We start from the raw sequence: 22,524 nt of genomic DNA, 5'->3' as shown, positions 1-22,524 counted from the left end.
TATCCGCGCCATCGCCAGTCCGGAAGGAGCCTGCTGCGTCGAGCGTCTGCTGGAGCCGTATCCGTCGATGCTCGAGCGCCAACTGGCGCGCATGCACGACCGCGCCCGCCCGTGACCACCCTGATCACCCACCCGCTGCCGGTCCTGGCGGTGGGACTGGCCCTTGGCAGCCGGGTGATCCCGCCACGCCTGCTGCTGGCAGGCATGCTCGCCGCCTGCCTGCCGGACTTCGACGTAGTCGCCTTCAAGCTCGGCATCGCCTATCACGATGCCTTCGGCCATCGCGGCTTCAGCCATTCGCTATTGTTCGCCGCGATCCTCGGCGCGCTCGCCGCCCTCGCCTGCCGGCCGCTGCATAGCGGACCGCTGAAAGCCGGGCTGTGGGTGGCGCTGGCCACCGCCTCGCACAGCCTGCTGGACGCGATGACCAATGGCGGGCTGGGCGTCGCCTGGTTCTGGCCCTGGAGCGACGCCCGCTACTTCATGCCCTTCCATCCGATCGCCGTGTCGCCGATCGGTCTGTCGCGCTTCCTCAGCGAACGCGGATTGCTGGTGCTGCAATCGGAGGCGCGCTGGGTCTGGCTGCCCTGCCTGCTGCTGGCGCTCGCCGGCATGGCCCTGCGCTTCCTGTTGCGCCGCTCACGCTGACGCCGAAACGAAAAAGCCCCGCTTCGGCGGGGCTTGTTCCTGGTCGGCTCTCGACAATCAGAACCGATAGACCTCGGCATCGGTGCGAATCGGCACCACCAGCGGCATTTTCGGACCTTCCTCTTCCTTGGCCTTCGGCTTGGCCACCGGCTTGCGCGCGGTCGCCGGCGGCGGCGCCTCGGCCGCCACGGCGATCGGCTTGACGTCCTTGGCCAACTGCGCCGCCAGGCGCTTGAGCAGGTCGCTCTGGGCACGGATCTGGTCGCCGATGCTGCCCTGGTGCCGTTCTTCCTCGTGGAACACCCGGCTGTCCTTCAGGTCGCCCTTCTGGTCCAGCAGGCGCCAGCGCGCCTCGATCACCGCCGGCTGCTTGGGGCCGGAGTCGAGGCGACTGATGGTCAGCATCACCTGGACCTGGGGGGTGAAACCGGGTTTTTCCGGGAACAGCGCCAGGCGGCTGCTGCCCAGCTCGCTGGACATCTGCCGCAGCAGTTGCTGGCTGACATTGGTCTCCAGGTTACCGGCCCAGCGCGCGTCGGTGGACAGGCTGAGAATACCGTCGGCCTGCCGCTGCACCATCACATCGCGCTTGAGATAGTCGGCCAGTTGTACCGGGCCGAGCAGGACGGCCGCACCGCCATCCTTTTTCGGTACTGCGGCGGCACCGACGTCCAACTGGTAGAGCTGGGCCGGCGGATGGACCGCACAACCCGTCAGCCCGAGCAGGCTGACGAGGGAAAGACATGCGAAGACGCGCCACGCGCTCATCGAGAACCACCGTATTTCGCCGAAGATCGGCACTACTGATGCAAGACTTGAATTCTACTGGCCACCCGCCATCGGAAACGGCGGCCGAAGGGGCGTATCATCCCCTAACCAGCGCCATAGCTCCAGAGGCAGAGCGTATTCCGAAACCGGTTTCGGACCACCTGCGTCAGGGGAAAACCCGGCGGAACCCGCCAGGGAGACGACATTCCCCCGGAAAGCCGGCCTCGGAAGAGGCCGCTTTCGCCATTCTCTTGCGGATATGCGAGAGATCGGAGACCGGTAACGGCTCATTTCAATCCTGTGGCGGAATATCCACCAGCAGGCTGTCGACGCGCTGGAAACCGCGCGGCAGCTTGTTGCCTCGCCGGCCCCGCTCCCCCTTGTAGTGTTCCAGGTCGTCGCCCTTGAGCGACAGGGTACGCTTTCCAGCCTGCAGGACCAACGTCGCCCCGGCTGGCAGAACAGCCAGGTCGGTGAGGTACTCCTCGCGGCTGGCCACGCGTTCGCCGGGGATGCCGATGATCTTGTTGCCCTTGCCCTTGCCGAGCTGCGGCAGGTCGGAGACCTTGAACAATAGCAGACGGCCCTCGGTCGTCACGGCCGCCAGCCAATCCTGCTCCACATCGCGCACCGGGCGCGGCGCCACCACGGCGGAGCCGTTGGGCAGGCTGAGCAGGGCCTTGCCGGCCTTGTTCTTGGCTTGCAGGTCCTCGCCCTTGACCACGAAACCATAGCCGGCGTCGGAAGCGATCACGAACAGCGCATCGTCGTCCGGCAGCAGCACGCATTCGAAGCTGGCCCCCGGCGGAGGCGTCAGCCGGCCGCTGAGTGGCTCGCCCTGGCCTCGCGCGGACGGCAGGCTGTGGGCCGGCAGCGAGTAGCTGCGCCCGGTGGAGTCGATGAACACCGCATACTGGTTCGAGCGTCCCGGCGCGGCGGCCTTGAAGCCGTCGCCGGCCTTGTAGGAGAGGCCGGCGGCGTCGATGTCGTGGCCCTTGGCGCAACGCACCCAGCCTTTTTCCGAGAGCACCACGGTCACCGGTTCGGTGGGCATCAGCTCGGTTTCCGACAGCGCGCGGGCCTCGGCGCGGGCGACGATCGGCGAACGGCGGTCGTCGCCGTAGGTCTCGGCGTCCTTGATCAGCTCCTCGCGCACCAGCTTCTTCAGCTTGGCCTCGCTGCCGAGCAGGGTCTGCAGGCGCTTCTGCTCCTTCAGCAACTCTTCCTGCTCGCCGCGGATCTTCATCTCTTCCAGGCGTGCCAACTGGCGCAGGCGGGTGTCGAGGATGTAGTCGGCCTGCACCTCGCTGAGTTCGAAGCGCTCCATCAGCACCGCCTTGGGCTGATCCTCGGTGCGGATGATGTGGATCACCTCGTCGAGGTTGAGGAAGGCGATCAGCAAGCCATCCAGCAGATGCAGGCGGCGCTCGACCTTGTCCAGGCGGAACTGCAGGCGTCGACGCACGGTGCCGATGCGGAACTGCAGCCACTCCGAGAGCAACTGGCGCAGGTCCTTGACCTGCGGCTTGCCGTCGAGGCCGATGATGTTCAGGTTGACCCGGTAGCTGGTTTCCAGGTCGGTGGTGGCGAACAGATGGGTCATCAGCTCTTCGACATCGACCCGGTTCGAACGCGGGATGATGACGATGCGGGTCGGGTTCTCGTGGTCCGACTCGTCGCGCAGGTCGGCCACCATCGGCAGCTTCTTGGCCTGCATCTGCCCGGCGATCTGTTCCAGCACCTTGGAACCGGACACCTGGTGCGGCAGGGCGTGGATGACGATGTCGCCGTCCTCGACGCGGTACACCGCGCGCATGCGCACCGAACCGCGGCCGGTCTCGTAGACCTTCTGCAGGTCGGCGCGCGGGGTGATGATCTCGGCTTCGGTGGGGAAGTCCGGGCCCGGCACGTGTTCGCACAATTCGGCGACCGTCGCGCCCGGCTGGTCGAGCAGGCGCACGCAGGCCGACGCGACTTCCCGCAGGTTGTGCGGCGGCACGTCGGTGGCCATGCCCACCGCGATGCCGGTGGTGCCGTTGAGCAGCAGGTTGGGCAGGCGGGCCGGCAGCACGGCCGGCTCGTCGAGGGTGCCGTCGAAGTTCGGTACCCAGTCCACGGTACCCTGGCCCAGTTCGCTGAGCAGCACCTCGGAATAGCGCGACAGGCGCGCCTCGGTATAACGCATGGCGGCGAAGGACTTGGGATCGTCCGGCGCCCCCCAGTTGCCCTGGCCGTCCACCAGCGGATAGCGATAGGAGAACGGCTGCGCCATCAGCACCATGGCCTCGTAGCAGGCCGAGTCGCCGTGCGGGTGGAACTTGCCGAGCACGTCGCCGACGGTGCGCGCCGACTTCTTGTGCTTGGAATCGGCATCCAGCCCCAGTTCGCTCATGGCGTAGACGATGCGTCGCTGCACCGGTTTCAGGCCGTCGCCGATATGCGGCAGGGCGCGGTCCATGATCACGTACATGGAATAATTCAGATAGGCCTGCTCGGTGAACTCGGCCAACGACCGGCGTTCGACCCCTTCCAGGCTCAGATCGAGGGATTCGCTCATGCGTACCTCACGGAGAAGTGTTTTGGCGCAGCACCAGGGTGCCGTCGCGCTGGGTGAATTCGAGTTGTTTCAGGGCGCTCATGCCGAGTAGCACCTCATCGCCGTCCATGCCCGGCGCAATCAGCGCCGCGACCCCGGACAGGCGGATATCACCGAGTTGCAGCTGGTCCAGCCGCGTGCGCCAGCCCGTGGCGCGGCCGTTGGCCGTGCTCAGGGTGATCGGCGCGCCGCGCTCCAGCGCGAGTCTTGCCGCCAGGGCTTCCGGCACCGCCACCTGGGTCGCCCCGGTATCGAGCAGGAAGGTCACGCCCTGGCCGTTGATCTGCCCGTTCAGCAGGTAATGGCCCTGGCGGCTGCTGGCCAGGCGCAACTCGACGTAGCCGTCGCCATGGATCGATTGCGGCGCCTGGTTCGGGTTGCGCTGTCGATCTTCCCAGACGCCGAAATAGCGCGTCGCCAGCGCCAGCCCGGCGATCCAGGCCAGCACCAGCATGATCCGTCCCAGCCGCTGACCGGGCGCCTGTTGCGTCACTTGTCCCCCAACCAGCCGCCGGCGGGCGCGGCGAAGCGCAGGACGAAGGGCCGCACGTCGCCATCGGCGCGCGCATGGTCGCCATTGTCGATGCCCAGCCAGGCGCCCTTGTCGTCCAGCGACAGGGCTTCCGCGACGCCATAAGGCAGCTCGTAGCGACGCTCCGGCGCCAGGACCGCCGAGGCGAACGACCAGCAGCGCTCGACCTTGGCCTGGGCCAGGTCGCGGCGGCAGATCTGATGCGCCAGGCGCTCCAGGGTGAACAGCTTGCCGCGGTAGAAGGCGAGGTCGGAGAAATCCTTCGGCAGCTTGCGCGCGCTGCCCAGTTCCGGCGGCGGCTCGATCTTGCCGCCCTCGGCGAGCAGTACGCAGCTGCCCTCGCAGCGCCAGGCACTGTTGTCGCGGTGGGCCACCAGCAGGCCGCGGCGCTCGCGCTCGGCAGCCAGCCAGAGGCGCTTGCCCTCGGGGTCGACGGCGATCCCTTCGAACAGCGCGTTGAAATTCATCAGCATGCCGCTGGCCCGCGCTTGCGGCAGCAGGCCGGGCGGCAGGCGCAGCCAGTTCGGCGCGCCGCTCACCGGCAGTTGCAGGACCGCCGCGTGCGCCTCGCTGACCAGGTAGCGATTGCCGGCGGCATCGCAGGCGATGCCTTCGAAGTCGAGGTTGCCGCCGCGCACCAGGCCACTGAGCCAGACCCGCGTGCTCATGCCCCAGGGCAACCCGCTGTCCGGCGGGGTCGGAGCGATGAAACTCTCGGCCTCGGCCTGCCAGGGCTGGTCGGAGCCTTCGGCCGAGGGTTGCAGGCGATACAGGCGGTCGTCGTCGCGGTCGGAAACCGTCCACAGCGCGCCGCCACACCAGGCCAGCCCGGAGAGGTTGCCGCCGCGCATGCCCTCCACCGCATGTTCGGAGATGAAGCTCAAGGCTGCCGGAACCGGTGGCTCTGGCGGCGCCTCGGCCGCCTGGACCAGGCCCCCGAACAGGCCGAGGATGGCCAGCAGGCGGCGCATCAGACCAGCACCTCGGCCAGGTTGCCCTTGCTTTCCAGCCAGGACTTGCGGTCACCGGCGCGCTTCTTGGCCAGCAGCATGTCCATGATCTCCAGGGTACCGGTGGCGTCCTCCAGGGTGAGCTGGACCAGCCGTCGGGTATTCGGATCCATGGTGGTCTCGCGCAGTTGCAGCGGATTCATTTCGCCAAGGCCCTTGAAGCGGGTGACCTGCGGCTTGCCGCGCTTCTTCTCGGCGGCCAGGCGCTCGAGGATGCCGTCGCGCTCGGCTTCGTCGAGGGCGTAGTAGATTTCCTTGCCGAGGTCGATGCGGTACAGCGGCGGCATCGCCACGTAGACGTGGCCGGCTTCCACCAGCGGGCGGAAATGGCGGACGAACAGCGCGCAGAGCAGCGTGGCGATGTGCAGCCCGTCGGAGTCGGCATCCGCGAGGATACAGATCTTGCCGTAGCGCAGCTGAGCCAGGTCGCTGGCGCCCGGATCGACGCCGATGGCTACCGCGATGTCGTGGACCTCCTGGCTGGCAAGCACCTCGCCGCCGTCCACTTCCCAGGTGTTCAGGATCTTTCCGCGCAGCGGCATGATCGCCTGGAATTCCTTGTCCCGCGCCTGCTTCGCCGAGCCGCCGGCGGAGTCGCCCTCGACCAGGAACAGTTCCGCGCGCATCGGTTCCTGTCCGGCGCAGTCGGCCAGTTTGCCGGGCAGCGCCGGCCCCTGGGTGATCTTCTTGCGCTCGACCTTCTTGCCCGCCTTGAGGCGACGCCCGGCGTTGCTGATCGCCAGTTCCGCCAGTTGCAGGCCGATTTCGGCGTGCTCGTTGAGCCACAGGCTGAAGGCGTCCTTCACCACGCCCGAGACGAACGCCGCCGCCTCGCGGGACGACAGGCGCTCCTTGGTCTGCCCGGAGAACTGCGGTTCCTGCATCTTCATCGAGAGGACGAAGGCGATCCGTTCCCAGACGTCCTCGGGCGCCAGCTTGACGCCGCGCGGCAACAGGTTGCGGAACTCGCAGAATTCGCGCATGGCGTCAAGCAGGCCCTGGCGCAGGCCGTTCACATGGGTGCCGCCCTGGGCCGTGGGAATCAGGTTGACGTAGCTTTCCTGCACCGACTCACCGCCCTCGGGCAGCCACAGCAGGGCCCAGCTCACCGCTTCCTTGGAACCTTCGAGGTTGCCGCAGAAGGGTTCATCGGGCAGGCGCGGCAGCTCGGCGACCGCGTCGGTCAGGTAGGAGCGCAGGCCGTCCTCGAAGTGCCACTCGACGCGCTCGCCGGTGTTCTTGTCCTCGAACACCACGCTCAGGCCCGGGCACAGCACCGCCTTGGCCTTGAGCACATGCTTGAGGCGGCTGACCGAGAACTTCGCCGAATCGAAATACTTCGGATCCGGCCAGAAATGCACGCTGGTACCGGTATTGCGCTTGCCGACCGTGCCGATGACTTCCAGATCGCTGTCCTTGAAGCCGTCGGCGAAGGTCATCCGGTACTCGTTGGCGTCGCGCTTGACGCGTACCTCGACCCGGGTCGAGAGCGCGTTCACCACCGAGATGCCGACCCCGTGCAAGCCGCCGGAGAACTGGTAGTTCTTGTTCGAGAACTTGCCGCCGGCATGCAGCTTGGTAAGGATCAGCTCGACGCCCGGCACGCCCTCTTCCGGGTGGATGTCCACCGGCATGCCGCGGCCGTCGTCGATGACTTCCAGCGAGTTGTCCTGGTGCAGGATCACCTGCACGCTCTTCGCGTGGCCGGCCAGGGCTTCGTCGACGCTGTTGTCGATGACTTCCTGGGCCAGGTGGTTGGGGCGGGTGGTGTCGGTGTACATCCCCGGGCGCTTGCGCACCGGGTCGAGGCCGGAAAGGACTTCGATGGCGTCTGCGTTGTAAGTAGCCATGGGGTCTCTATTCAGTCAAAAGTCGAAAAATCGGTGTCGCGCCACAGCGCCGACGGGTAGCCGGCGAACGCCAGCAGCGCCGGCAGGTGCCGGGCGAAGCCCTGGAAGCCGTGGTCGCCGCCGGCCTGGATGCGTAGCGCGCAGGCTCGGTAGAAGGCCTGCGCGGCGCGATAGTCGAGGGTTTCGTCGGCGGTCTGCAGCCATACCTGGTAGCGTTCGGGACGTTGCAGGCGCGTGACTTCCAGTTCGGCCAGCGCCGCCACGTGGTCCTCGGTGAGTTCCCAGGTCTCGCCGCTGTAGTGGTTGGTCTGCGCGCCCAGGTAGCCGTCGAAGGAGCGATGCGGGGCGACCGCCGGATTGACCAGGATCGCCGCCAGGCCATGGCGCTCCGCCAAATGGGTCGCATAGTAGCCACCCAGGGAGCTGCCGACCAGCACCGGTCGCCCGAGCTCGGCGATGGCCCGCTCCAACTGGGCGATGGCCTGCCGTGGGTGATGGTGCAGGGCCGGGACGCGCAGGCCTTCGGCCAGGCCCAAGTGGCCGAAGGCCGCCTGCAGCTGGCGCGCCTTGTGCGATTCGGGCGAACTGTTGAAGCCGTGGATATACAGCAGGGATGGGCTGGTCGCAGTCATCGGGAACGGGCTAATGGGCTTCAACTCGGTAGGGAAAGCCGAACGGTACCAGCTTCCAGGCTTCATCTTCCAGCCTGCGCGCCGATCGGCAACGACGCACGCGGCCGCGGCATCCCGCGACCGGGGGGCATGTCAGTATCCGGCGGTGTCGTAGTCCACTTCGAAGACGACGTCATCGACCCGCGAGATCCCCGTTTCCAGGCGCCCGTCGTCGTGCAGGCGCAACCAGCGGTAGCCCGGCGCCAGGCGGTCGAGGGTGAAGTCGCTGCTGCCGGGGGCGAACTGCACGCAGGTGGACGGCGAAGCCAGCAGGCGCAGCGGGCCGCGCTGGCGGTCGAACTCCTGGTGAATGTGCCCCCACAGCAGGCAGCGCACCTGCGGATAGGGTGCCAGCAGGTCGAACAGCGCCTGCGGGTTGCGCAGGCCGATGGGGTCCATCCAGTCGCTGCCGATCGGCACCGGGTGGTGATGGAAGGAAACCAGCAGGAAGCGTTCGCCAGCGCTGTCGATGGCGCGCCGCAGCAGGTCGAGCTGGTCGTCCTCGAGATAGCCCGGCACCGCGCCGGGAATGCTCGAGTCGAGCAACACCACGCGCCAGTTGCCGACGTCGACGACCTGCTCCAGCAGGTCGCTGCCCTCGGTCGCCCGCTGCATCGGCTCGCGTTCGTCGTGGTTACCGGCGAACCAGCGCAACGGCGCGGCCAGCGGCGCGCTCAACCTGCGGAAGCGTGTGTAGGAATCCAGGCTGCCGTCCTGGGAGACGTCGCCGGTGGCGAGGATCAGGTCGATCCGCGGTTGCTCCCGGGCGACCCGCTCGACCACCTTTTCCAGGCTATGGGCGGTGTCCATGCCGAGCAGGCGCGCGCCGTCCTCGGCGAACAGGTGGCTGTCCGAAAGCTGCACCAGCAGTACGGAGGCGTCGGTGGCGGGAGTGTTCGAATGGCGTGACAAGGGGCCGTCTCCTGAAGGCGAGGCGTCCGCGGTGAATGGGGTGATTATGGTGACCGACGAAAGTGGCGGCAAACCCGGAAAGCGGAACAGATCACAGTTGCGAGGACTACTTTTGGCTTGATGCCATTCAACTGGCCTTTTGCCTGCAACCGCTCAGCGCTGGGCCACCGGCACCATCTCGTGGCCGCAGGCCAGACAGTGGGCGAGCCACTCGCCGAGGAACAGGTTGAGCTGGTTCTTCTCGTCGGGCTGGTGCATCGCCTGGTTCGGGTAGGGATAGATCGCCATCAGCCGCCGCGCCTGTTCGGCGCCGATCACCTCGGCCATCCGTGCATCGTGGTAGACCCGCACTTCCAGCCGCGGCGCCGGCAACCAGGGCAGGCCCAGTTCCTGGCGCACCTGCAGGGTGGTGGTGTACGGGCAGGCCTCGGTCACTTCCAGCGCCAGGACGCCGAGCAGCCGCTCCCCTTCGCTCAGCGCGACCCGGCGCGAGGCCTGTGCCTCGCGCATGTCCGGGAGCAGGCGCATGAGCCGCGCGTAGTTCGCTTCGCAGGTCGCCTGCAGGCTGGCCAGGTCGACCCGGTAGCGCTCGCGCAGCAGGTTCAGGCCCATAGCCCACGCACCTCGGCCCGGTTCAGGGCCAGCCACTGCAGGGCGATGATGCTCGCCGCGTTGTTGATCCGCCCGTCGCGCACGGCCTGCAGCGCATCTTCCAACGGCCAGACGTGGACGCGGATGTCCTCGCCCTCCTCCGGCAAGCCATGCACGCCGCCGACGCCTTCGCTGTCGCAACGGCCGACGAACAGGTGCACCACCTCGTCGGTGCCGCCCGGCGACGGCAGGTACTGGGTTATCGGCCAGAGCGCACCGAGGGTCAGCCCGGCCTCCTCCATCGCCTCGCGATGGGCCACTTCCTCCGGTTGCTCGTCCTTGTCGATCAGGCCGGCGACCAGCTCCAGCAGCCAGGGGTTGGCGAGCTTCTGCATCGCCCCGACGCGGAATTGCTCGATGAGCACCACGCAATCGCGCTGCGGGTCGTAGGGCAGCACGCAGACCGCGTCATGGCGGACGAACAGTTCCCGACTGATTTCCCGGCCCATGCTGCCGTCGAACTGGCGATGCCGCAGGCGCAGGCGATCGAGACGATAGAAGCCGCGGAAGCATTCCTCGCGCTGCACGAGCTCGACGTCACCGGGGGCGGGTTTGAAGGTTTCGGACATCCTCGACTCACTTCACTCGGGTATGTGGGTTTCGCGCCATCCTATCGCGGCCCGGCGCAGGGCGCAGCCACTTTCAGGACGGCTCGGGAAAACTTCGTGGCGCTCGCCGCGCGGGCGTGTTTCCCGGCCACGGCTAAGCCATACTTGGGGTTTGCGCGGGCCGAACTCAAGCGCGGCGCCAGGGTCGAAACGGACTGGTCGACGCTTCGAGCCCGCCCATCCACCGTCGCAAAAGGAATCCCATGCGCCTTCTGAAATTCGCCGCCCTCGGCAGCCTGGTCGTTCTGCTGAGCGCCTGCCAGAGCTTCTTCAAGCCCGGCCTCGACGACCCGCTGCCCACCGAGCGCCTCGCCAGCGAGCACCTGAAGCCCGGCTGCCAGGGCGAACAGTGCCCCTTGGTAAACATCGACACCCTGAAGTTCCCCGACGAACCGCAGCTGGACCCGATCGTCGAGCGCGCCCTGCTGGAAATGACCCGGGAAAACAACGAAACGCCCCTGCCGGCATCGCTGGCGGACTACGAACGGCAGTTCCTGGACAGCGCCGAACCGGGCTGGAGCAGCTACCTGCAAGCCAAGGTGCGCGAACAACATGACGGTCTGGTGATCATCGAGCTTTCCAGCTACCTGTTCACCGGCGGCGCCCACGGCATGCCCGGTCGCGGCTTCATCAACTACGACCGCAGGCAGCACAAGGTGCTGAGCCTGCAGGACATGCTGGTTCCCGGCCAGGAAGAAGCCTTCTGGAAACAGGCCGAGCTGGCACACAAGGCCTGGCTGCTGGCCAACAAGCTCGACCAGGACGCCGATTTCCAGAAGACCTGGCCGTTCCAGCGCACCCCGCACGTGGCATTGACCTTCGGCGCGGTGACGCTGAAGTACGACGCCTACTCCATCGCGCCGTATTCCTATGCCCACCCCGAACTGAAGATCCCGTATCCGCGCCTGAACGGCATCGTCAAGCCGAACCTGTTCCCCGGCCGCGGCTGACGCTTCCGACACCCCGAAGCCCCTCGCCGCGGCGAGGGGCCCGGTGGTGCGGCGCGGCCTACACCTGCCTGTAGATCACCGATCCTTCGTCCTTGAAGCGCGCCGCCTGCTCTTGGAAGCCGGCCTCGATGGCCTTGCTCTCGTCGGACAGGCCGTTCTCCTTGGCGTAGTCGCGGACTTCCTGGGTGATCTTCATCGAGCAGAACTTCGGTCCGCACATGGAGCAGAAGTGCGCGACCTTGGCCGAGTCCTTCGGCAGGGTCTCGTCATGGAACGCCCGCGCGGTGTCCGGGTCCAGGCCAAGGTTGAACTGGTCCTCCCAACGGAACTCGAAGCGCGCCTTGGACAGCGCGTTGTCGCGGATCTGCGCGCCCGGGTGGCCCTTGGCGAGGTCGGCGGCATGGGCGGCGATCTTGTAGGTGATGATCCCGGTCTTCACGTCATCCTTGTTCGGCAGACCCAGGTGCTCCTTGGGCGTGACGTAGCAGAGCATGGCGCAGCCGAACCAGCCGATCATCGCCGCGCCGATGCCGGAGGTGATGTGGTCGTAGCCGGGGGCGATGTCGGTGGTCAGCGGGCCGAGGGTATAGAACGGCGCCTCGTCGCAGCACTCCAGCTGCTTGTCCATGTTTTCCTTGATCAATTGCATCGGCACGTGGCCGGGGCCTTCGATCATCACCTGCACGTCGTGCTTCCAGGCGATCTTGGTCAGCTCGCCGAGGGTTTCCAGCTCGCCGAACTGGGCGGCGTCGTTGGCGTCGGCCACCGAGCCCGGACGCAGGCCATCGCCCAGCGAGAAGCTGACGTCGTAGGCCTTCATGATTTCGCAGATCTCTTCGAAATGCGTGTAGAGGAAGTTCTCCTGGTGGTGCGCCAGGCACCACTTGGCCATGATCGAGCCGCCGCGGGAAACGATGCCGGTGACCCGCTTGGCGGTCAGCGGCACATAGCGCAGCAGCACGCCGGCGTGGATGGTGAAGTAGTCGACGCCCTGCTCGGCCTGTTCGATCAGGGTGTCGCGGAAGATTTCCCAGGTCAGGTCCTCGGCGACGCCGTTGACCTTCTCCAGCGCCTGGTAGATCGGTACGGTGCCGATCGGTACCGGGCTGTTGCGCAGGATCCACTCGCGGGTTTCATGGATGTGCTTGCCGGTGGACAGGTCCATCACCGTGTCGGCGCCCCAGCGGATGCCCCAGGTGAGCTTCTCCACCTCTTCCTCGATCGACGAGCCCAGCGCGCTGTTGCCGATGTTGCCGTTGATCTTCACCAGGAAGTTGCGGCCGATGATCATCGGCTCAAGCTCGGTGTGGTTGATGTTCGCCGGAATGATCGCGCGGCCGCGGGCGACTTCCTCGCGGACGAACTCGGGGGTGATTTCCTTCGGGATGTTGGCGCCGAAGCTGTGCCCCGGGTGCTGCTGGTCGAGCAGGCCGGCGGCCCGGGCTTCCTGCAGCTTCATGTTCTCGCGGATGGCGATGTATTCCATCTCCGGGGTGATGATGCCTTTCTTCGCGTAGTGCATCTGCGAGACGTTGGCGCCCGGCTTGGCCCGGCGCGGCGTGCGCACGTGGGCGAAGCGCAGGGCATCGAGGCTGGCGTCGGCCAGGCGGGCCTGGCCGAACTCGGAGGTCAGGCCGGGGAGGATCTCGGTGTCGCCGCGCTCGTCGATCCAGCGCGAACGCACGTCAGGCAGGCCCTTGCGCAGATCGATGCGGACCTCGGGGTCGGTATACGGGCCGGAGGTGTCGTAGACGAACACCGGCGGGTTCTTTTCGCCGCCGAAGGCGGTGGGGGTGTCGGCGAGGGAGATTTCCCGCACCGGGACGCGGATGTCCGGGCGCGAGCCGGTCAGGTAGACCTTGCGCGAGTTCGGGAAAGGCTGCGTCGACTGGCGGTCGAGCTGCTCAAGGCGGGTGATGTTGTTCTTCTGCGTTGCGCTCATCGATGGCTCTCCTGGGTGATTGTCGGGAGAACCTGGCACGCGGGGCCACCGGGACTGGTGGCGAGAAGGACGCGCCGGCAAGGCAGGCATGGCGCGGACATCTTGTTCCCTACGCGGGTTGCTGCGGTCCGCGCGAGGCGGAACCGGACGCTAGCCCGATCAGGTTCAACGGGATCCGGAACTATCCGATCTCAGCCCCTCGTATAGGGCACCCCGACAAGAACCCCGGCAGTCTAATCAACACCGGCGGGATACGCCAACGGGAAAACGCCCCGCCCGACCGGCAGTCATGGTCCAGTCCGGCGCCCTCTCGCCAGGGAAGACGCAGATCCCCGCACGTTCGCCGGCACATCGATCCGGACTGGCTCTTCGATCAGTTGCCGCGCAGGTGCCTTGACCGCCACCGGTAGCGACCTTAGCCTTGCCCCACCTCGCATCTTTTCCAGGACGAACGAATGCTGCGCAGACTCTCCCTGGCGGCCGCCGTGGCCGCTGCTACCGGTGTCGCCTGGGCCGCCCAGCCGACCCCGCTGCCGACCAAGACCGACCTGATCAGCGTCTACAAGGAAGCCGTCGACAACAACGCCGACCTCGCCGCCGCCCAGGCCGACTACCTGGCGCGCAAGGAAGTGGTGCCCCAGGCCCGCGCCGGCCTGCTGCCGCAACTCGGCGCCGGCGCCCGCGTCGGAGACACCCGGATCGCATTCGACGAGCGTCCGGCGACCGTCAAGCGCAACAGCCAGGTCGTCCAGGCCACCCTCAGCCAGCCGTTGTTCCGCGCCGACCGCTGGTTCCAGTGGCAGGCCGCCAAGGAAACCAGCGACCAGGCCCGGCTGGAATTCTCCGCGACCCAGCAGGACCTGATCCTGCGCAGCGCCGAGACCTACTTCACGGTGCTCCGCGCCCAGGACAACCTAGCCACCAGCAAGGCCGAGGAAGCCGCCTTCAAGCGCCAGCTGGACCAGGCAAACGAGCGCTTCGACGTGGGCCTTTCCGACAAGACCGACGTGCTCGAGGCCCAGGCCAGCTACGACACAGCCCGCGCCAACCGGCTGATCGCCGAACAGCGCGTGGACGATGCCTTCCAGGCCCTGGTGACCCTGACCAACCGCGATTACAGCGCCATCGAGGGCATGCGCCACACCCTGCCAGTGGTGCCGCCGGCGCCGAACGACGCCAAGGCCTGGGTCGACACCGCGGTGCAGCAGAACCTGCGCCTGCTGGCCAGCAACTACGCGGTCAACGCCGCCGAGGAAACCCTCCGCCAGCGCAAGGCCGGGCACCTGCCGACCCTCGATGCCGTGGCCCAGTACCAGAAGGGCGACAACGACGCCCTCGGCTTCGCCAACAGCGCCGCCAATCCGCTGGTGCACTATGGCAAGTATGTCGATGAGCGCAGCATTGGCCTGGAACTGAACATCCCGATCTACAGCGGCGGCCTGACCTCCTCCCAGGTCCGCGAGTCCTACCAGCGCCTCAACCAGAGCGAGCAGTCCCGCGAAGGCCAGCGCCGCCAGGTGGTGCAGGACACCCGCAACCTGCACCGCGCGGTGAATACCGACGTCGAGCAGGTCCAGGCGCGGCGCCAGGCGATCATCTCCAACCAGAGTTCGCTGGAAGCCACCGAGATCGGCTACCAGGTCGGCACCCGCAACATCGTCGACGTGCTCAACGCCCAGCGCCAGCTGTACGCCGCCGTGCGCGACTACAACAACAGCCGCTACGACTACATCCTCGATACCCTGCGCCTGAAGCAGGCGGCCGGCACCCTCAGCCCGGCCGACCTGGAGGCGCTCAGCGCCTACCTGAAGCAGGACTACGATCCGGACAAGGACTTCCTCCCGCCGGACCTGGCCAAGGCCGCCGCCGAGCAGTTACAGAGCAGGCCGCGCCAGCAGTACTAGCACGAGCGAAGACGCCCCCGGTCGGGGGCGTCTTCGCTTGACTGGCCTGGCGCGCGTCGCCCGGGTCAGCGCGCCAGCGGCTGGAGCAGCGCGTCGAACTGCTCCAGCCGCGGGAACCGCAGGGGTTCATCCTGCTCGAGATTTTCCAGCCGCGCCTGGTAGGCGCGCAGGAAGTTGCCGCGCGCTTCCTCGCTGATATATGGCACGTGCCAGGCGACGAAGGGCTCCAGCACTTGCATGCCGACATAGGCCAGGGTACCGCGCAGGATCGGCCGCAGCATGTCCTCCAGCGGCCCGTGGATGGCACCCTCGCCGAACATGTGCTGGCGCCCGCCCAGGGTCAGGCTGACCAGCGCCTTCTTGCCGGCCAGGCCACCCTGGTCGTAGAAGCGCTTGCCGCCATAGCAGACCCCGGACACCAGTACCCGGTCGAACCACCCCTTGAGGATCGCCGGCACCGAGAACCAGTAGATCGGAAAGTTGAGGATCAGCAGGTCGGCCCACAGCAGCTTGTCCAGCTCGGCCTGGATGTCGGCGGCCAGGCTCTGGCGCTTGACGCTCTCGCGCTGTTCCAGGGCGTAGACCAGGTAGTCGGGATCGGCGCGCTCGGCGAAGTCGGCGGCACTGGCCACCGGATTCCAGTTCATCGCGTAGAGATCCGAGACCTGCACCGCGTGGCCCTGGCCTGCCAGGGTCTCGCATGCCTGGTCACAGAGCGCGCGGGTGAAGGATTGCGGTTCGTTGTGGGCGTGGACGATCAGTACGTTCATCGTGGTTTCCGAATCGTGGTGACCGGCCGCATCGCTCGCGGCCGAGGGGTTCAGGCCTGGCCGAGCAACTCGGCGGCGCACAGCGCGATGCGCCGACAGGCTTCGCGCAGCGGTTCGGCGCCCAACACCAGGCCGAGGCGGATGTGACCGGCGGCGCTCGGGCCGAAGGCTTCGCCGGCGAGCACCGATACGCCATGGCGGTCCAGCAGGCGGTCGGCGAAGGCCTGGGCGGAAAGTCCGGTGGGACGGATGTCGACCATCACGAACATACCGCCGTCCGGGCGCAGTGGACGCAGGCCGGGGCTGTCGGCCAGGCACTCGATTACCAGGTCGCGGCGGCGGCGGTAGGCCTCGCGCATCGCCTCCAACTCCGGCAGCGGCGCCTCCAGCGCGGTGCAGGCGGCATCCTGGATGAATTCCGGCGAGCCATAGAGCATGCACAGGGCGAGGTTCTCCAGGTGCGCGCAGAGCGCCGCGGGACCGACCACCCAGCCGACCCGCCAGCCGGTCATGGCGTGGGATTTCGACAGGCTGTTGAGGGTCGCGGTACGTTCGGCCATCCCCGGCAGGCTGGCCGGGCTGACGTGCTCGCCGTCGAACAGCAGTTCGCTGTAGACCTCGTCGGAGATCATCCACAGGTCATGGGCCGTGCACAGCTCGGCCAGGGCTTCCCAGGTGGCCCGCGGCAGGCTGGCGCCGGACGGGTTGTGCGGGCTGTTCAGCGCCATCGCGCGAGTGCGCGGGGTGATCAGTGCGGCGACCTCCTCGGCCTGCACGCGGAAGCCATTCTCGGAGCGCACCGGCACCGGCACCACCCGCGCGCCACAGGCGCCGAACACCGCTTCGTAGGTGACGTACATCGGCTCGGCGACTATCACCTCGTCGCCCGGATTCAGCAGGCACTGCACCACCGCGTACAGCGCGCACTGGGCGCCGGCCAGCACCACCACCTGCTCCGCGTCCACCGCCTGGCCGCTGCGCTGCCGGTGGCGTTCGGCGATGCGCTGGCGCAGGGTGCGCTTGCCGCGCACGTCGGCGTAGTGGGTGTTGCCGGCCAGCAGGCTGTCGATGGCCGACTGGACGATGGGCGCCGGGGTATCGAAGTCGGGGTCGCCGACCGACAGCAGGAGGATTTCCTCGCCCTGCTCGACCCGTGCCAGCGCGCGATAGTGGATGTCCCAGGCAGCGGCGCCGTCGCCGGCGATACGTTGGGTGAAGTCGGAATAGCGCATGGATGCTCTCCTTGTCCGGCGGTCAGCGCGCGCAGGCGTGCCGCAGTTCGATCAGGGTCACGCCGGGCTGCCCGAAGCCGGCGCGCAGGTCGCGCTCCAGTTCGTCCAGGTCCTGCGGCTGGCGCACCGCGCAACCGTAGGCGCGGCCCAGCAGTGCGAAGTCGGGGTTGCGCGGCAGCACGCCGACCGGCTCGATGTCCAGGCCGAGCATGTCGTCGCGGATCTGGCCGAGCGCGTCGTTGTTCCACAGTAGCACCACCAGCGGACTGTCCAGTTCCTCGCTGGCGGTGGCCAGTTCCTGCGCGGTGTAGAGGAAGCCGCCATCGCCGACCAGCACCAGGCCCGGGCGCTGCGGGGCGCCGAGCTTGGCGCCGATGCCCGCCGGCAGGCCGTAGCCGAGGGTGCCGTAGCCGGTGGGATGCAGCCAGCTGCGCGGCGCTCGACTGGCGAACGCGTAGTTGCCGGTATAGGCCAGCTGGGTCATGTCGGTGCTGACGAACGCATCGGCCGGCAGCGCAGCGGCGATCCGGTCGAGGATCGCCTGGTGCAGCGCCTGCAGCGGCGCGTGTGCCGCGCGGATCTCCGCGCGCAGGCGCGCCACCCTCGCGGCGGCCGGTGTGGCGTCGCGGGCCTCCTGCGGCAGGCGCGCCAGCAGCGCTTCCAGGGTCTGCCGGGCATCGCCCCTGAGCGCTACGGCAGAGGGATAGAAGTCGTTGAACTTGCGCGGGTCGATATCGACGCGGATCAGTTCGCCGGACAGCGGCAGGCGTTCGCGCCAGAAGTCGGTGTCGGCCATCTCGGTGCCCACCGCCAGCACCAGGTCGGCCTCGGCGATCATCTCCCAGCCCGGCGCTACGCACAGGCTGGCCCCGGCGTTGAGCGGCGCGTCCGGCGGCAGCAGACCCTTGCCGGCGACGCTGGTGAACAGCGGCGCGGCCAGGCGCTCGCTCAGCGCGGCAAGCGCCTCGCCGGCCGCCAGCGCGCCGCCGCCGGCGATGAGCATTGGTCGCCGGGCCGCAGCCAGGCGCTCCGCCGCCGCCCGCAATGCCTCGCTGCACGGCACACCACGACCAGGGCGGCGCGCCACGGCAGCGCTCCAGTCATGGGCCACCGGCGCGGCGAGCACGTCGAGCGGGATCGAGATATGCACCGGGCGCGGACGCTCGCTGTCGAACACCGCGTAGGCCCGGGCGATCAGTTCGGGCAGCTGTTCCGGGCTCAAGGCCAAGGCGGAGAAGGCAGTGATCGGCGCGGTCATGGCACGCTGGTCCTGGGTCTCGTGCAGGCAGCCCCAGCCCTTGCCCAGGCTGGCGCTGTGGTTGACGCTGGAGATCACCAGCAGCGGCACCGAGTCGGCGTAGGCCTGGCCGATGGCGGTGGCGACGTTGGTCACGCCCGGCCCGGTGATGACGAAGCACACTCCCGGCTTGCCGCTGACCCGCGCATAACCGTCGGCCATGAAGCCGGCGCCCTGCTCGTGGCGGGTCAGCACGTGGCGGATGCCGCTGCCCGGAAGTCCGCGGTACAGCTCGAGGGTGTGCACGCCGGGGATACCGAAAACGGTATCCACGCCGTAGTTGGCCAGCAAGCGGACCAGAGCCTGGCCGGCGGTGAGGGTCTTCTGTGGTTGCATGGGCAATATCCTCGTCCAGTTCGGCGACCATCGGAGTCGCCGTTCGCGCCGCAGCGCTCTTGCTCCCCTTCCCACAAGCGGGAGGGGGAGCCGTCGTGTCCCCCCGGCCTTCAGCCATTGGCGAGCCGGATCAACGCATCCACCGCCAGCGCTCCCTCGGCATCCGCCAGCAATGGGTTGACGTCCAGCTCCAGCAAGCGCTCGGCATGTTCGCAGGCGAATTCGGCGACCGCGCGGATCGCCGCCACCAGGGCCTCCATGGATACCGCCGGGCGACCGCGGAAGCCGCTGAGCAACGGCGCGCTGCGCAGGCTCAGCAGGGCATCGCGGATCGCCGCGTCGGTGGTCGGCAGGAGCAGGCTGCGACTGTCGCGCAGCAGCTCCACGAGTATCCCGCCGGCACCGATCACCAATGCCAGGCCGAAGCCCTCCTCGCGCTTGACCCCGACGATCAGCTCGGCCAGCGGCGCGCCTGCCATGCGCTCCAGCAACACACGCTCGAAGACCAGTTGCGGCGCGTGCCGGGCCAGGCTTTCGCGCATGTCGAACAATGCCGCCTCCAGCGCCGCCTCGTTGCGCAGGCCGAGCGCCACGCCGCCGGCCTCGGTCTTGTGCGGCAGCGCGGCGCTGACCGCCTTGAGCACCAGCGGGAAGCCGAGGTCGAGGGCCGCTTCGCGGGCCTGCCCGGGGGTGCTCAGCACCCCCGGGGGCAGTGGCAGGCCGAAGGATTTCAGCGCCTGCTTGGATTGCCACTCGTCGAGCAGGTAGCCGTCGCCCGCCAGCGGCCCTGGGCAGATCGGCACCAACGCCGCCTCGCCGCGCTCCAGCAGCGCCGCGCGGCGCTGGCGGTAGCGGGCGATCCGTCCCCAGGCGGCGAGACCATCCTCGACGCCTTGCAGCGCGGCGACGCCCTCGCCGTGCAACAGCTCGCGGGCCCGGGCCGGCAGCAGTTCCGGGAACGCCGAGGCGATGAAGCCGACTTTGCCGTGGCGCTTCAGCGCGGCGCAGTAGCGTTGCAGAAGCAGGTCGCACTGCGGCCGCTCGCCGGTTTCCTCGCCCGGATAGTCGAGCACCAGCAGGGCGGCGTCGGCAGGGCTGCGCAAAGCGCTGTCGAGCATTTCCTCCAGGGCCGCGGCATCGCCCCAGATGGCGGTGGTGAAGTCCAGCGGGTTGGCGATGTTGGCGTAGTCGGGCAGTACCCCGGCCAGTTCGTCGCGCTGTCCGGCGTCGAAAGACGGCAACCCCAGGCCGTTGCGCTCGGCGTAGTCAGCGATCAACCCGGCGTCGCCGCCGGAACAGGCCAGCGCGACCAGGCTCGGCCCGCCAGGCAGGTGGCCGCAGGCGGCGGCCTTGAGGGTTTCGACGAAGCTCACCGGGCCGCTCACACGGATTACCCCGAGGCGCTCGAACAGGCTGTCGTAGAGCGCGTCGGAACCGGCCAGGGAACTGGTGTGGCTGAGCGCGAGGGCCGCGCCGATCTTCGACACTCCGGTCTTCAGGGCGATCACCGGCACGCCTTTCTGCAACGCCTTGTAGGCCGCGCGGGCGAACCCCGGGACGTTCTTCAGACCTTCCAGATGCAGGCCGATGGCAGTCACCCGCGGCTCGTCGAGCAGCACGTCCATCAGCTCGGCGATGCCCAGCTGCGCCTGGTTGCCCACCGATGCCATATAGGCCACCGGCAGCGAACGGTCGCTCATCGACAGGTTGTAGGCGAAGTTGCCGCTCTGCGTCAGCACCGCGACGCCCCGCTCCACCTGCCGACCGCCATGTGCCACCGGCCATAGCGCGGCGCCGTGCAGGTAGTCGAGCAAGCCGTAGCAGTTCGGGCCAAGCAGCGCCATTTCGCCGGCGGCGGCCAGCAGCCGGCGTTGCACGGCCAGGCCCTGTTCGCCGGTTTCGGCGAAGCCGGAGGCATAGCAGATCGCCCCGCCGGCGCCTTTGGCGGCGAGCGCGGCGACCGCGTCGAGGGTCAGTTCGCGGTTGGTGGCGACGAACGCCGCGTCCGGGCCGCACGGCAGGTCGGCGACGCTGGCCACGCAGGGTACGCCTTCGAGTTCGGCGTGCTGCGGATTGACCAGCCACAACTGGCCGGCGAAACCGCCTTCGGCACAGCGTTTCAGGGCACGCGCCATGCCACGGCCGCCAATGAAGGCGAGATGCCTGGGTGCCAGCAGGCGCTTGAGGTTTTCACGATTCATGTCGGTTCTCGATTCGGAACATGGCAGCCTTCCCCTCTCCCCTGGAGGGAGAGGGGAGCCAGGACTTCAACGCAGCAACGGCCGCAGCAGTTCGCGGGAAACGATGTGCCGCTGGATTTCCGAAGTGCCCTCCCAGATCCGTTCGATCCGCGCGTTGCGCCAGATGCGCTCGACCGGTCCTTCATCCATCAGGCCCATGCCGCCGAAGATCTGCACCGCTTCGTCGGCGACCTTGCCGAGGGTCTCGCTGGCGAACAGCTTGGCCATGCCGGCCTCGCCGTCGGTCATGGTGCCCTGGTCCATCTTCCAGGCGGTGTGCAGGGTCATCAGCTCGGCGGCGCGGATCTGCGTGGCCATGTCGGCGAGCTTGAAGGAAACGCCCTGGTAGCTGCCGATCGGCTGGCCGAACTGCTTGCGATCGGCCGCCCAGCGCAGCGACAGGTCGAGGGCGCGCAGGGCCTGGCCGACGCAGTTGGCGGCGACCATCACCCGTCCGGCGGTGAGCCAGGCGTTGGCCACTTCCCAGCCCTTGCCGACCTCGCCGAGTACCTTGGAGGCCGGCACCCGGCAATCGTCGAAGAAGATCTCGTAAGTGTGGTAGCCACGGTTGCTCACGCATTTCGGCCCGCGGCGCACGGTCATCCCGGGCGTGCCCTTGTCCACCAGGAAGGCGGTCACCGCGTTGCGCTTGCGGCCGTTGTGCTCGTAGCTGTCGGTGACGGCGAAGACGATGGCGAAGTCGGCGTGCCCGGCGTGGCTGATGAAGTGCTTGCTACCGTTGATCACGAAGGCGTCGCCGTCGCGCACCGCGCGGGTCTTGATCGAATTGGCGTCGGAGCCGGCGCCCGGCTCGGTGAGGGCGAAGCAATCGGTCTTTTCGCCCTGCACGCAGGGCAACAGGTAGTCGCCGAGCTGTTCTCCGGTGCAGGCCATGAGGATCTTCGAGGGCCGCGCGACGAATACGTGGAGGGCCCAGGAGACCTTCGACAGCTCGCGTTCGACCAGCGCCTGGGACAGGTAGTCGAGGCCGCCGCCGCCCACTTCCTCGGGCATGTTGAAGGCATAGAAACCGGCGGCGATGGCCTTGCCGCGAATCTGTGCGGCCAGCTCCGGCGACACCGCGTCGGCGCGGTCGACATCGTCCTCGTGGGGCAGCAGTTCCTTCTCGACGAAGCTGCGCACCGCCTCGACCAGCATGTCCTGTTCCTGGGTCAGCCTGAAATCCATGGGAATCACCTGCTCGGCGCCTAGCGCCCGCTGAATTGAGGGGAACGTTTCTCGGCCACGGCGCGCAGCGCCTCGGCGGCATCCTCGCTGCGCCCGCAGAGCAGCCCTGCGGCCTGCTCGGCCCGCAACTGCTCGGCCAGCGAGCGCCCGGCGCCGTCGCGCAGCAGGCGCTTGGTCTGGGCGAAGGCAAAGGTCGGACCGCTGGCGAGACGCGCAGCGAAGGCGCCGACCGTCTCAACCAGGCGCTCGTCGGCGACCACCTCGCCGACCAGTCCGGCGCCCAGGGCTCGCTCCGCGCTCCAGGCTTCGTCGAGGAACAGCAGGCGCTTGGCCGCCTCGCTGCCGAGCAGCCGTGGCAGATGCCAACTGGCGCCGGCGTCCGGGCAGTAGGCCATGCCGGTGTAGCCGGCCTTGAAGCG

Annotated in this window: 20 protein-coding genes and 1 riboswitch; of the genes, 4 read left to right on the top strand and 16 right to left on the bottom strand. The window is 68.1% G+C overall.

Annotated features, from left to right (window positions below; translation table 11 throughout):
• Positions 1-115, top strand: a 115-nt coding sequence (locus FFS27_RS33570) for a hypothetical protein (protein WP_256659459.1), incomplete at its 5' end; no start/stop codon positions are given.
• Positions 112-648 carry a metal-dependent hydrolase gene (locus FFS27_RS09730; RefSeq protein WP_003095684.1) on the top strand — a complete coding sequence of 179 codons (537 nt, stop codon included), beginning with the start codon at positions 112-114 and terminating at the stop codon, positions 646-648. The genes FFS27_RS33570 and FFS27_RS09730, both read left to right, overlap by 4 nt.
• 57 nt (positions 649-705) lie before the next feature.
• On the opposite strand, the gene FFS27_RS09725 is transcribed toward FFS27_RS09730, so the two are convergent.
• From FFS27_RS09725 to FFS27_RS09685, 9 genes are all read right to left on the bottom strand, one after another.
• The gene (locus tag FFS27_RS09725) at positions 706-1,416 is read right to left on the bottom strand and encodes a PqiC family protein (protein ID WP_003110318.1); all 711 of its coding nucleotides are present in this window, start codon (positions 1,414-1,416) and stop codon (positions 706-708) included.
• A 292-nt stretch (positions 1,417-1,708) separates the two neighbouring features.
• The gene (gene parC / locus FFS27_RS09720) at positions 1,709-3,973 is read right to left on the bottom strand and encodes a DNA topoisomerase IV subunit A (protein ID WP_003095687.1); all 2,265 of its coding nucleotides are present in this window, start codon (positions 3,971-3,973) and stop codon (positions 1,709-1,711) included.
• A gap of 7 nt (positions 3,974-3,980) precedes the next feature.
• The gene (locus tag FFS27_RS09715; protein ID WP_003141732.1) at positions 3,981-4,505 is read right to left on the bottom strand and encodes a retropepsin-like aspartic protease family protein; all 525 of its coding nucleotides are present in this window, start codon (positions 4,503-4,505) and stop codon (positions 3,981-3,983) included.
• Entirely contained in the window at positions 4,502-5,515 is a 1,014-nt protein-coding gene (locus tag FFS27_RS09710) for an esterase-like activity of phytase family protein (protein WP_003095689.1), read from the bottom strand. Before FFS27_RS09710 ends, FFS27_RS09715 begins: the two co-directional genes overlap by 4 nt.
• On the bottom strand, positions 5,515-7,404 hold the full coding sequence (gene parE, locus FFS27_RS09705; protein WP_003095690.1) for a DNA topoisomerase IV subunit B: 1,890 nt from the start codon (positions 7,402-7,404) through the stop codon (positions 5,515-5,517). Before parE ends, FFS27_RS09710 begins: the two co-directional genes overlap by 1 nt.
• A gap of 11 nt (positions 7,405-7,415) precedes the next feature.
• On the bottom strand, positions 7,416-8,036 hold the full coding sequence (locus FFS27_RS09700) for a YqiA/YcfP family alpha/beta fold hydrolase (protein WP_003110317.1): 621 nt from the start codon (positions 8,034-8,036) through the stop codon (positions 7,416-7,418).
• A 132-nt stretch (positions 8,037-8,168) separates the two neighbouring features.
• Positions 8,169-8,987 (bottom strand): 3',5'-cyclic-AMP phosphodiesterase, encoded by an 819-nt coding sequence (gene cpdA, locus FFS27_RS09695; protein ID WP_003110316.1) that lies wholly within the window; start codon positions 8,985-8,987, stop codon positions 8,169-8,171.
• 153 nt (positions 8,988-9,140) lie between these two features.
• Positions 9,141-9,599, bottom strand: coding sequence for a DUF1249 domain-containing protein (locus tag FFS27_RS09690; protein WP_003095693.1), 459 nt, complete (start codon positions 9,597-9,599; stop codon positions 9,141-9,143).
• Positions 9,590-10,207: an NUDIX domain-containing protein gene (locus FFS27_RS09685; protein ID WP_003095694.1), complete on the bottom strand. Its 618-nt coding sequence runs from the start codon at positions 10,205-10,207 to the stop codon at positions 9,590-9,592. Before FFS27_RS09685 ends, FFS27_RS09690 begins: the two co-directional genes overlap by 10 nt.
• Positions 10,208-10,449: 242 nt before the next feature.
• On the opposite strand from FFS27_RS09685, the gene FFS27_RS09680 reads away from it, so the two are divergent.
• A complete protein-coding gene (locus FFS27_RS09680) occupies positions 10,450-11,196 on the top strand; it encodes an RsiV family protein (protein WP_003110315.1) in 747 nt (248 codons plus the stop codon).
• Between the two features lie 58 nt (positions 11,197-11,254).
• On the opposite strand, the gene thiC is transcribed toward FFS27_RS09680, so the two are convergent.
• Positions 11,255-13,138 (bottom strand): phosphomethylpyrimidine synthase ThiC, encoded by a 1,884-nt coding sequence (thiC, locus tag FFS27_RS09675; RefSeq protein ID WP_003095696.1) that lies wholly within the window; start codon positions 13,136-13,138, stop codon positions 11,255-11,257.
• Between the two features lie 89 nt (positions 13,139-13,227).
• Positions 13,228-13,364, bottom strand: a riboswitch (TPP riboswitch).
• Positions 13,365-13,593: 229 nt separating this feature from the next.
• Between thiC and opmH the strand changes: the two genes are divergently transcribed.
• A complete protein-coding gene (opmH, locus tag FFS27_RS09670; protein ID WP_021263544.1) occupies positions 13,594-15,042 on the top strand; it encodes an efflux transporter outer membrane subunit OpmH in 1,449 nt (482 codons plus the stop codon).
• Positions 15,043-15,107: 65 nt separating this feature from the next.
• On the opposite strand, the gene FFS27_RS09665 is transcribed toward opmH, so the two are convergent.
• From FFS27_RS09665 to FFS27_RS09640, 6 genes are all read right to left on the bottom strand, one after another.
• Positions 15,108-15,812, bottom strand: a complete 705-nt coding sequence (locus FFS27_RS09665; protein ID WP_021263543.1) for an NAD(P)H-dependent oxidoreductase — start codon at positions 15,810-15,812, stop codon at positions 15,108-15,110.
• Positions 15,813-15,862: 50 nt separating this feature from the next.
• Positions 15,863-17,044 carry an arginine--pyruvate transaminase AruH gene (gene aruH, locus FFS27_RS09660; protein ID WP_023101632.1) on the bottom strand — a complete coding sequence of 394 codons (1,182 nt, stop codon included), beginning with the start codon at positions 17,042-17,044 and terminating at the stop codon, positions 15,863-15,865.
• A 22-nt stretch (positions 17,045-17,066) separates the two neighbouring features.
• Positions 17,067-18,677, bottom strand: coding sequence for a 5-guanidino-2-oxopentanoate decarboxylase (locus tag FFS27_RS09655; protein WP_023101633.1), 1,611 nt, complete (start codon positions 18,675-18,677; stop codon positions 17,067-17,069).
• Between the two features lie 110 nt (positions 18,678-18,787).
• On the bottom strand, positions 18,788-20,878 hold the full coding sequence (locus FFS27_RS09650) for an acetate--CoA ligase family protein (protein WP_003095707.1): 2,091 nt from the start codon (positions 20,876-20,878) through the stop codon (positions 18,788-18,790).
• Between the two features lie 66 nt (positions 20,879-20,944).
• On the bottom strand, positions 20,945-22,105 hold the full coding sequence (locus tag FFS27_RS09645) for an acyl-CoA dehydrogenase family protein (RefSeq protein WP_021263539.1): 1,161 nt from the start codon (positions 22,103-22,105) through the stop codon (positions 20,945-20,947).
• A 20-nt stretch (positions 22,106-22,125) separates the two neighbouring features.
• Positions 22,126-22,524 (bottom strand): enoyl-CoA hydratase-related protein (locus FFS27_RS09640; protein WP_256659458.1); only part of this gene is annotated, 399 nt, incomplete at its 5' end.

Origin of the sequence: Pseudomonas sp. 2VD (assembly GCF_005503585.1) — a bacterium.
Taxonomy (GTDB): Bacteria; Pseudomonadota; Gammaproteobacteria; order Pseudomonadales; family Pseudomonadaceae; genus Pseudomonas; species Pseudomonas aeruginosa.
This window is presented reverse-complemented; position numbering and strand designations above follow the sequence as displayed.

Excerpts from the sequence above, each read along its gene's own strand:
- FFS27_RS09725 (WP_003110318.1), bottom strand. The coding sequence starts at position 1,416 with ATGAGCGCGTGGCGCGTCTTCGCATGTCTTTCCCTCGTCAGCCTGCTC.
- parC (WP_003095687.1), bottom strand. The coding sequence starts at position 3,973 with ATGAGCGAATCCCTCGATCTGAGCCTGGAAGGGGTCGAACGCCGGTCG.
- FFS27_RS09710 (WP_003095689.1), bottom strand. The coding sequence starts at position 5,515 with ATGCGCCGCCTGCTGGCCATCCTCGGCCTGTTCGGGGGCCTGGTCCAG.
- parE (WP_003095690.1), bottom strand. The coding sequence starts at position 7,404 with ATGGCTACTTACAACGCAGACGCCATCGAAGTCCTTTCCGGCCTCGAC.
- FFS27_RS09700 (WP_003110317.1), bottom strand. The coding sequence starts at position 8,036 with ATGACTGCGACCAGCCCATCCCTGCTGTATATCCACGGCTTCAACAGT.
- FFS27_RS09690 (WP_003095693.1), bottom strand. The coding sequence starts at position 9,599 with ATGGGCCTGAACCTGCTGCGCGAGCGCTACCGGGTCGACCTGGCCAGC.
- FFS27_RS09685 (WP_003095694.1), bottom strand. The coding sequence starts at position 10,207 with ATGTCCGAAACCTTCAAACCCGCCCCCGGTGACGTCGAGCTCGTGCAG.
- FFS27_RS09680 (WP_003110315.1), top strand. The coding sequence starts at position 10,450 with ATGCGCCTTCTGAAATTCGCCGCCCTCGGCAGCCTGGTCGTTCTGCTG.
- thiC (WP_003095696.1), bottom strand. The coding sequence starts at position 13,138 with ATGAGCGCAACGCAGAAGAACAACATCACCCGCCTTGAGCAGCTCGAC.
- opmH (WP_021263544.1), top strand. The coding sequence starts at position 13,594 with ATGCTGCGCAGACTCTCCCTGGCGGCCGCCGTGGCCGCTGCTACCGGT.
- FFS27_RS09665 (WP_021263543.1), bottom strand. The coding sequence starts at position 15,812 with ATGAACGTACTGATCGTCCACGCCCACAACGAACCGCAATCCTTCACC.
- aruH (WP_023101632.1), bottom strand. The coding sequence starts at position 17,044 with ATGCGCTATTCCGACTTCACCCAACGTATCGCCGGCGACGGCGCCGCT.
- FFS27_RS09655 (WP_023101633.1), bottom strand. The coding sequence starts at position 18,677 with ATGCAACCACAGAAGACCCTCACCGCCGGCCAGGCTCTGGTCCGCTTG.
- FFS27_RS09650 (WP_003095707.1), bottom strand. The coding sequence starts at position 20,878 with ATGAATCGTGAAAACCTCAAGCGCCTGCTGGCACCCAGGCATCTCGCC.
- FFS27_RS09645 (WP_021263539.1), bottom strand. The coding sequence starts at position 22,105 with ATGGATTTCAGGCTGACCCAGGAACAGGACATGCTGGTCGAGGCGGTG.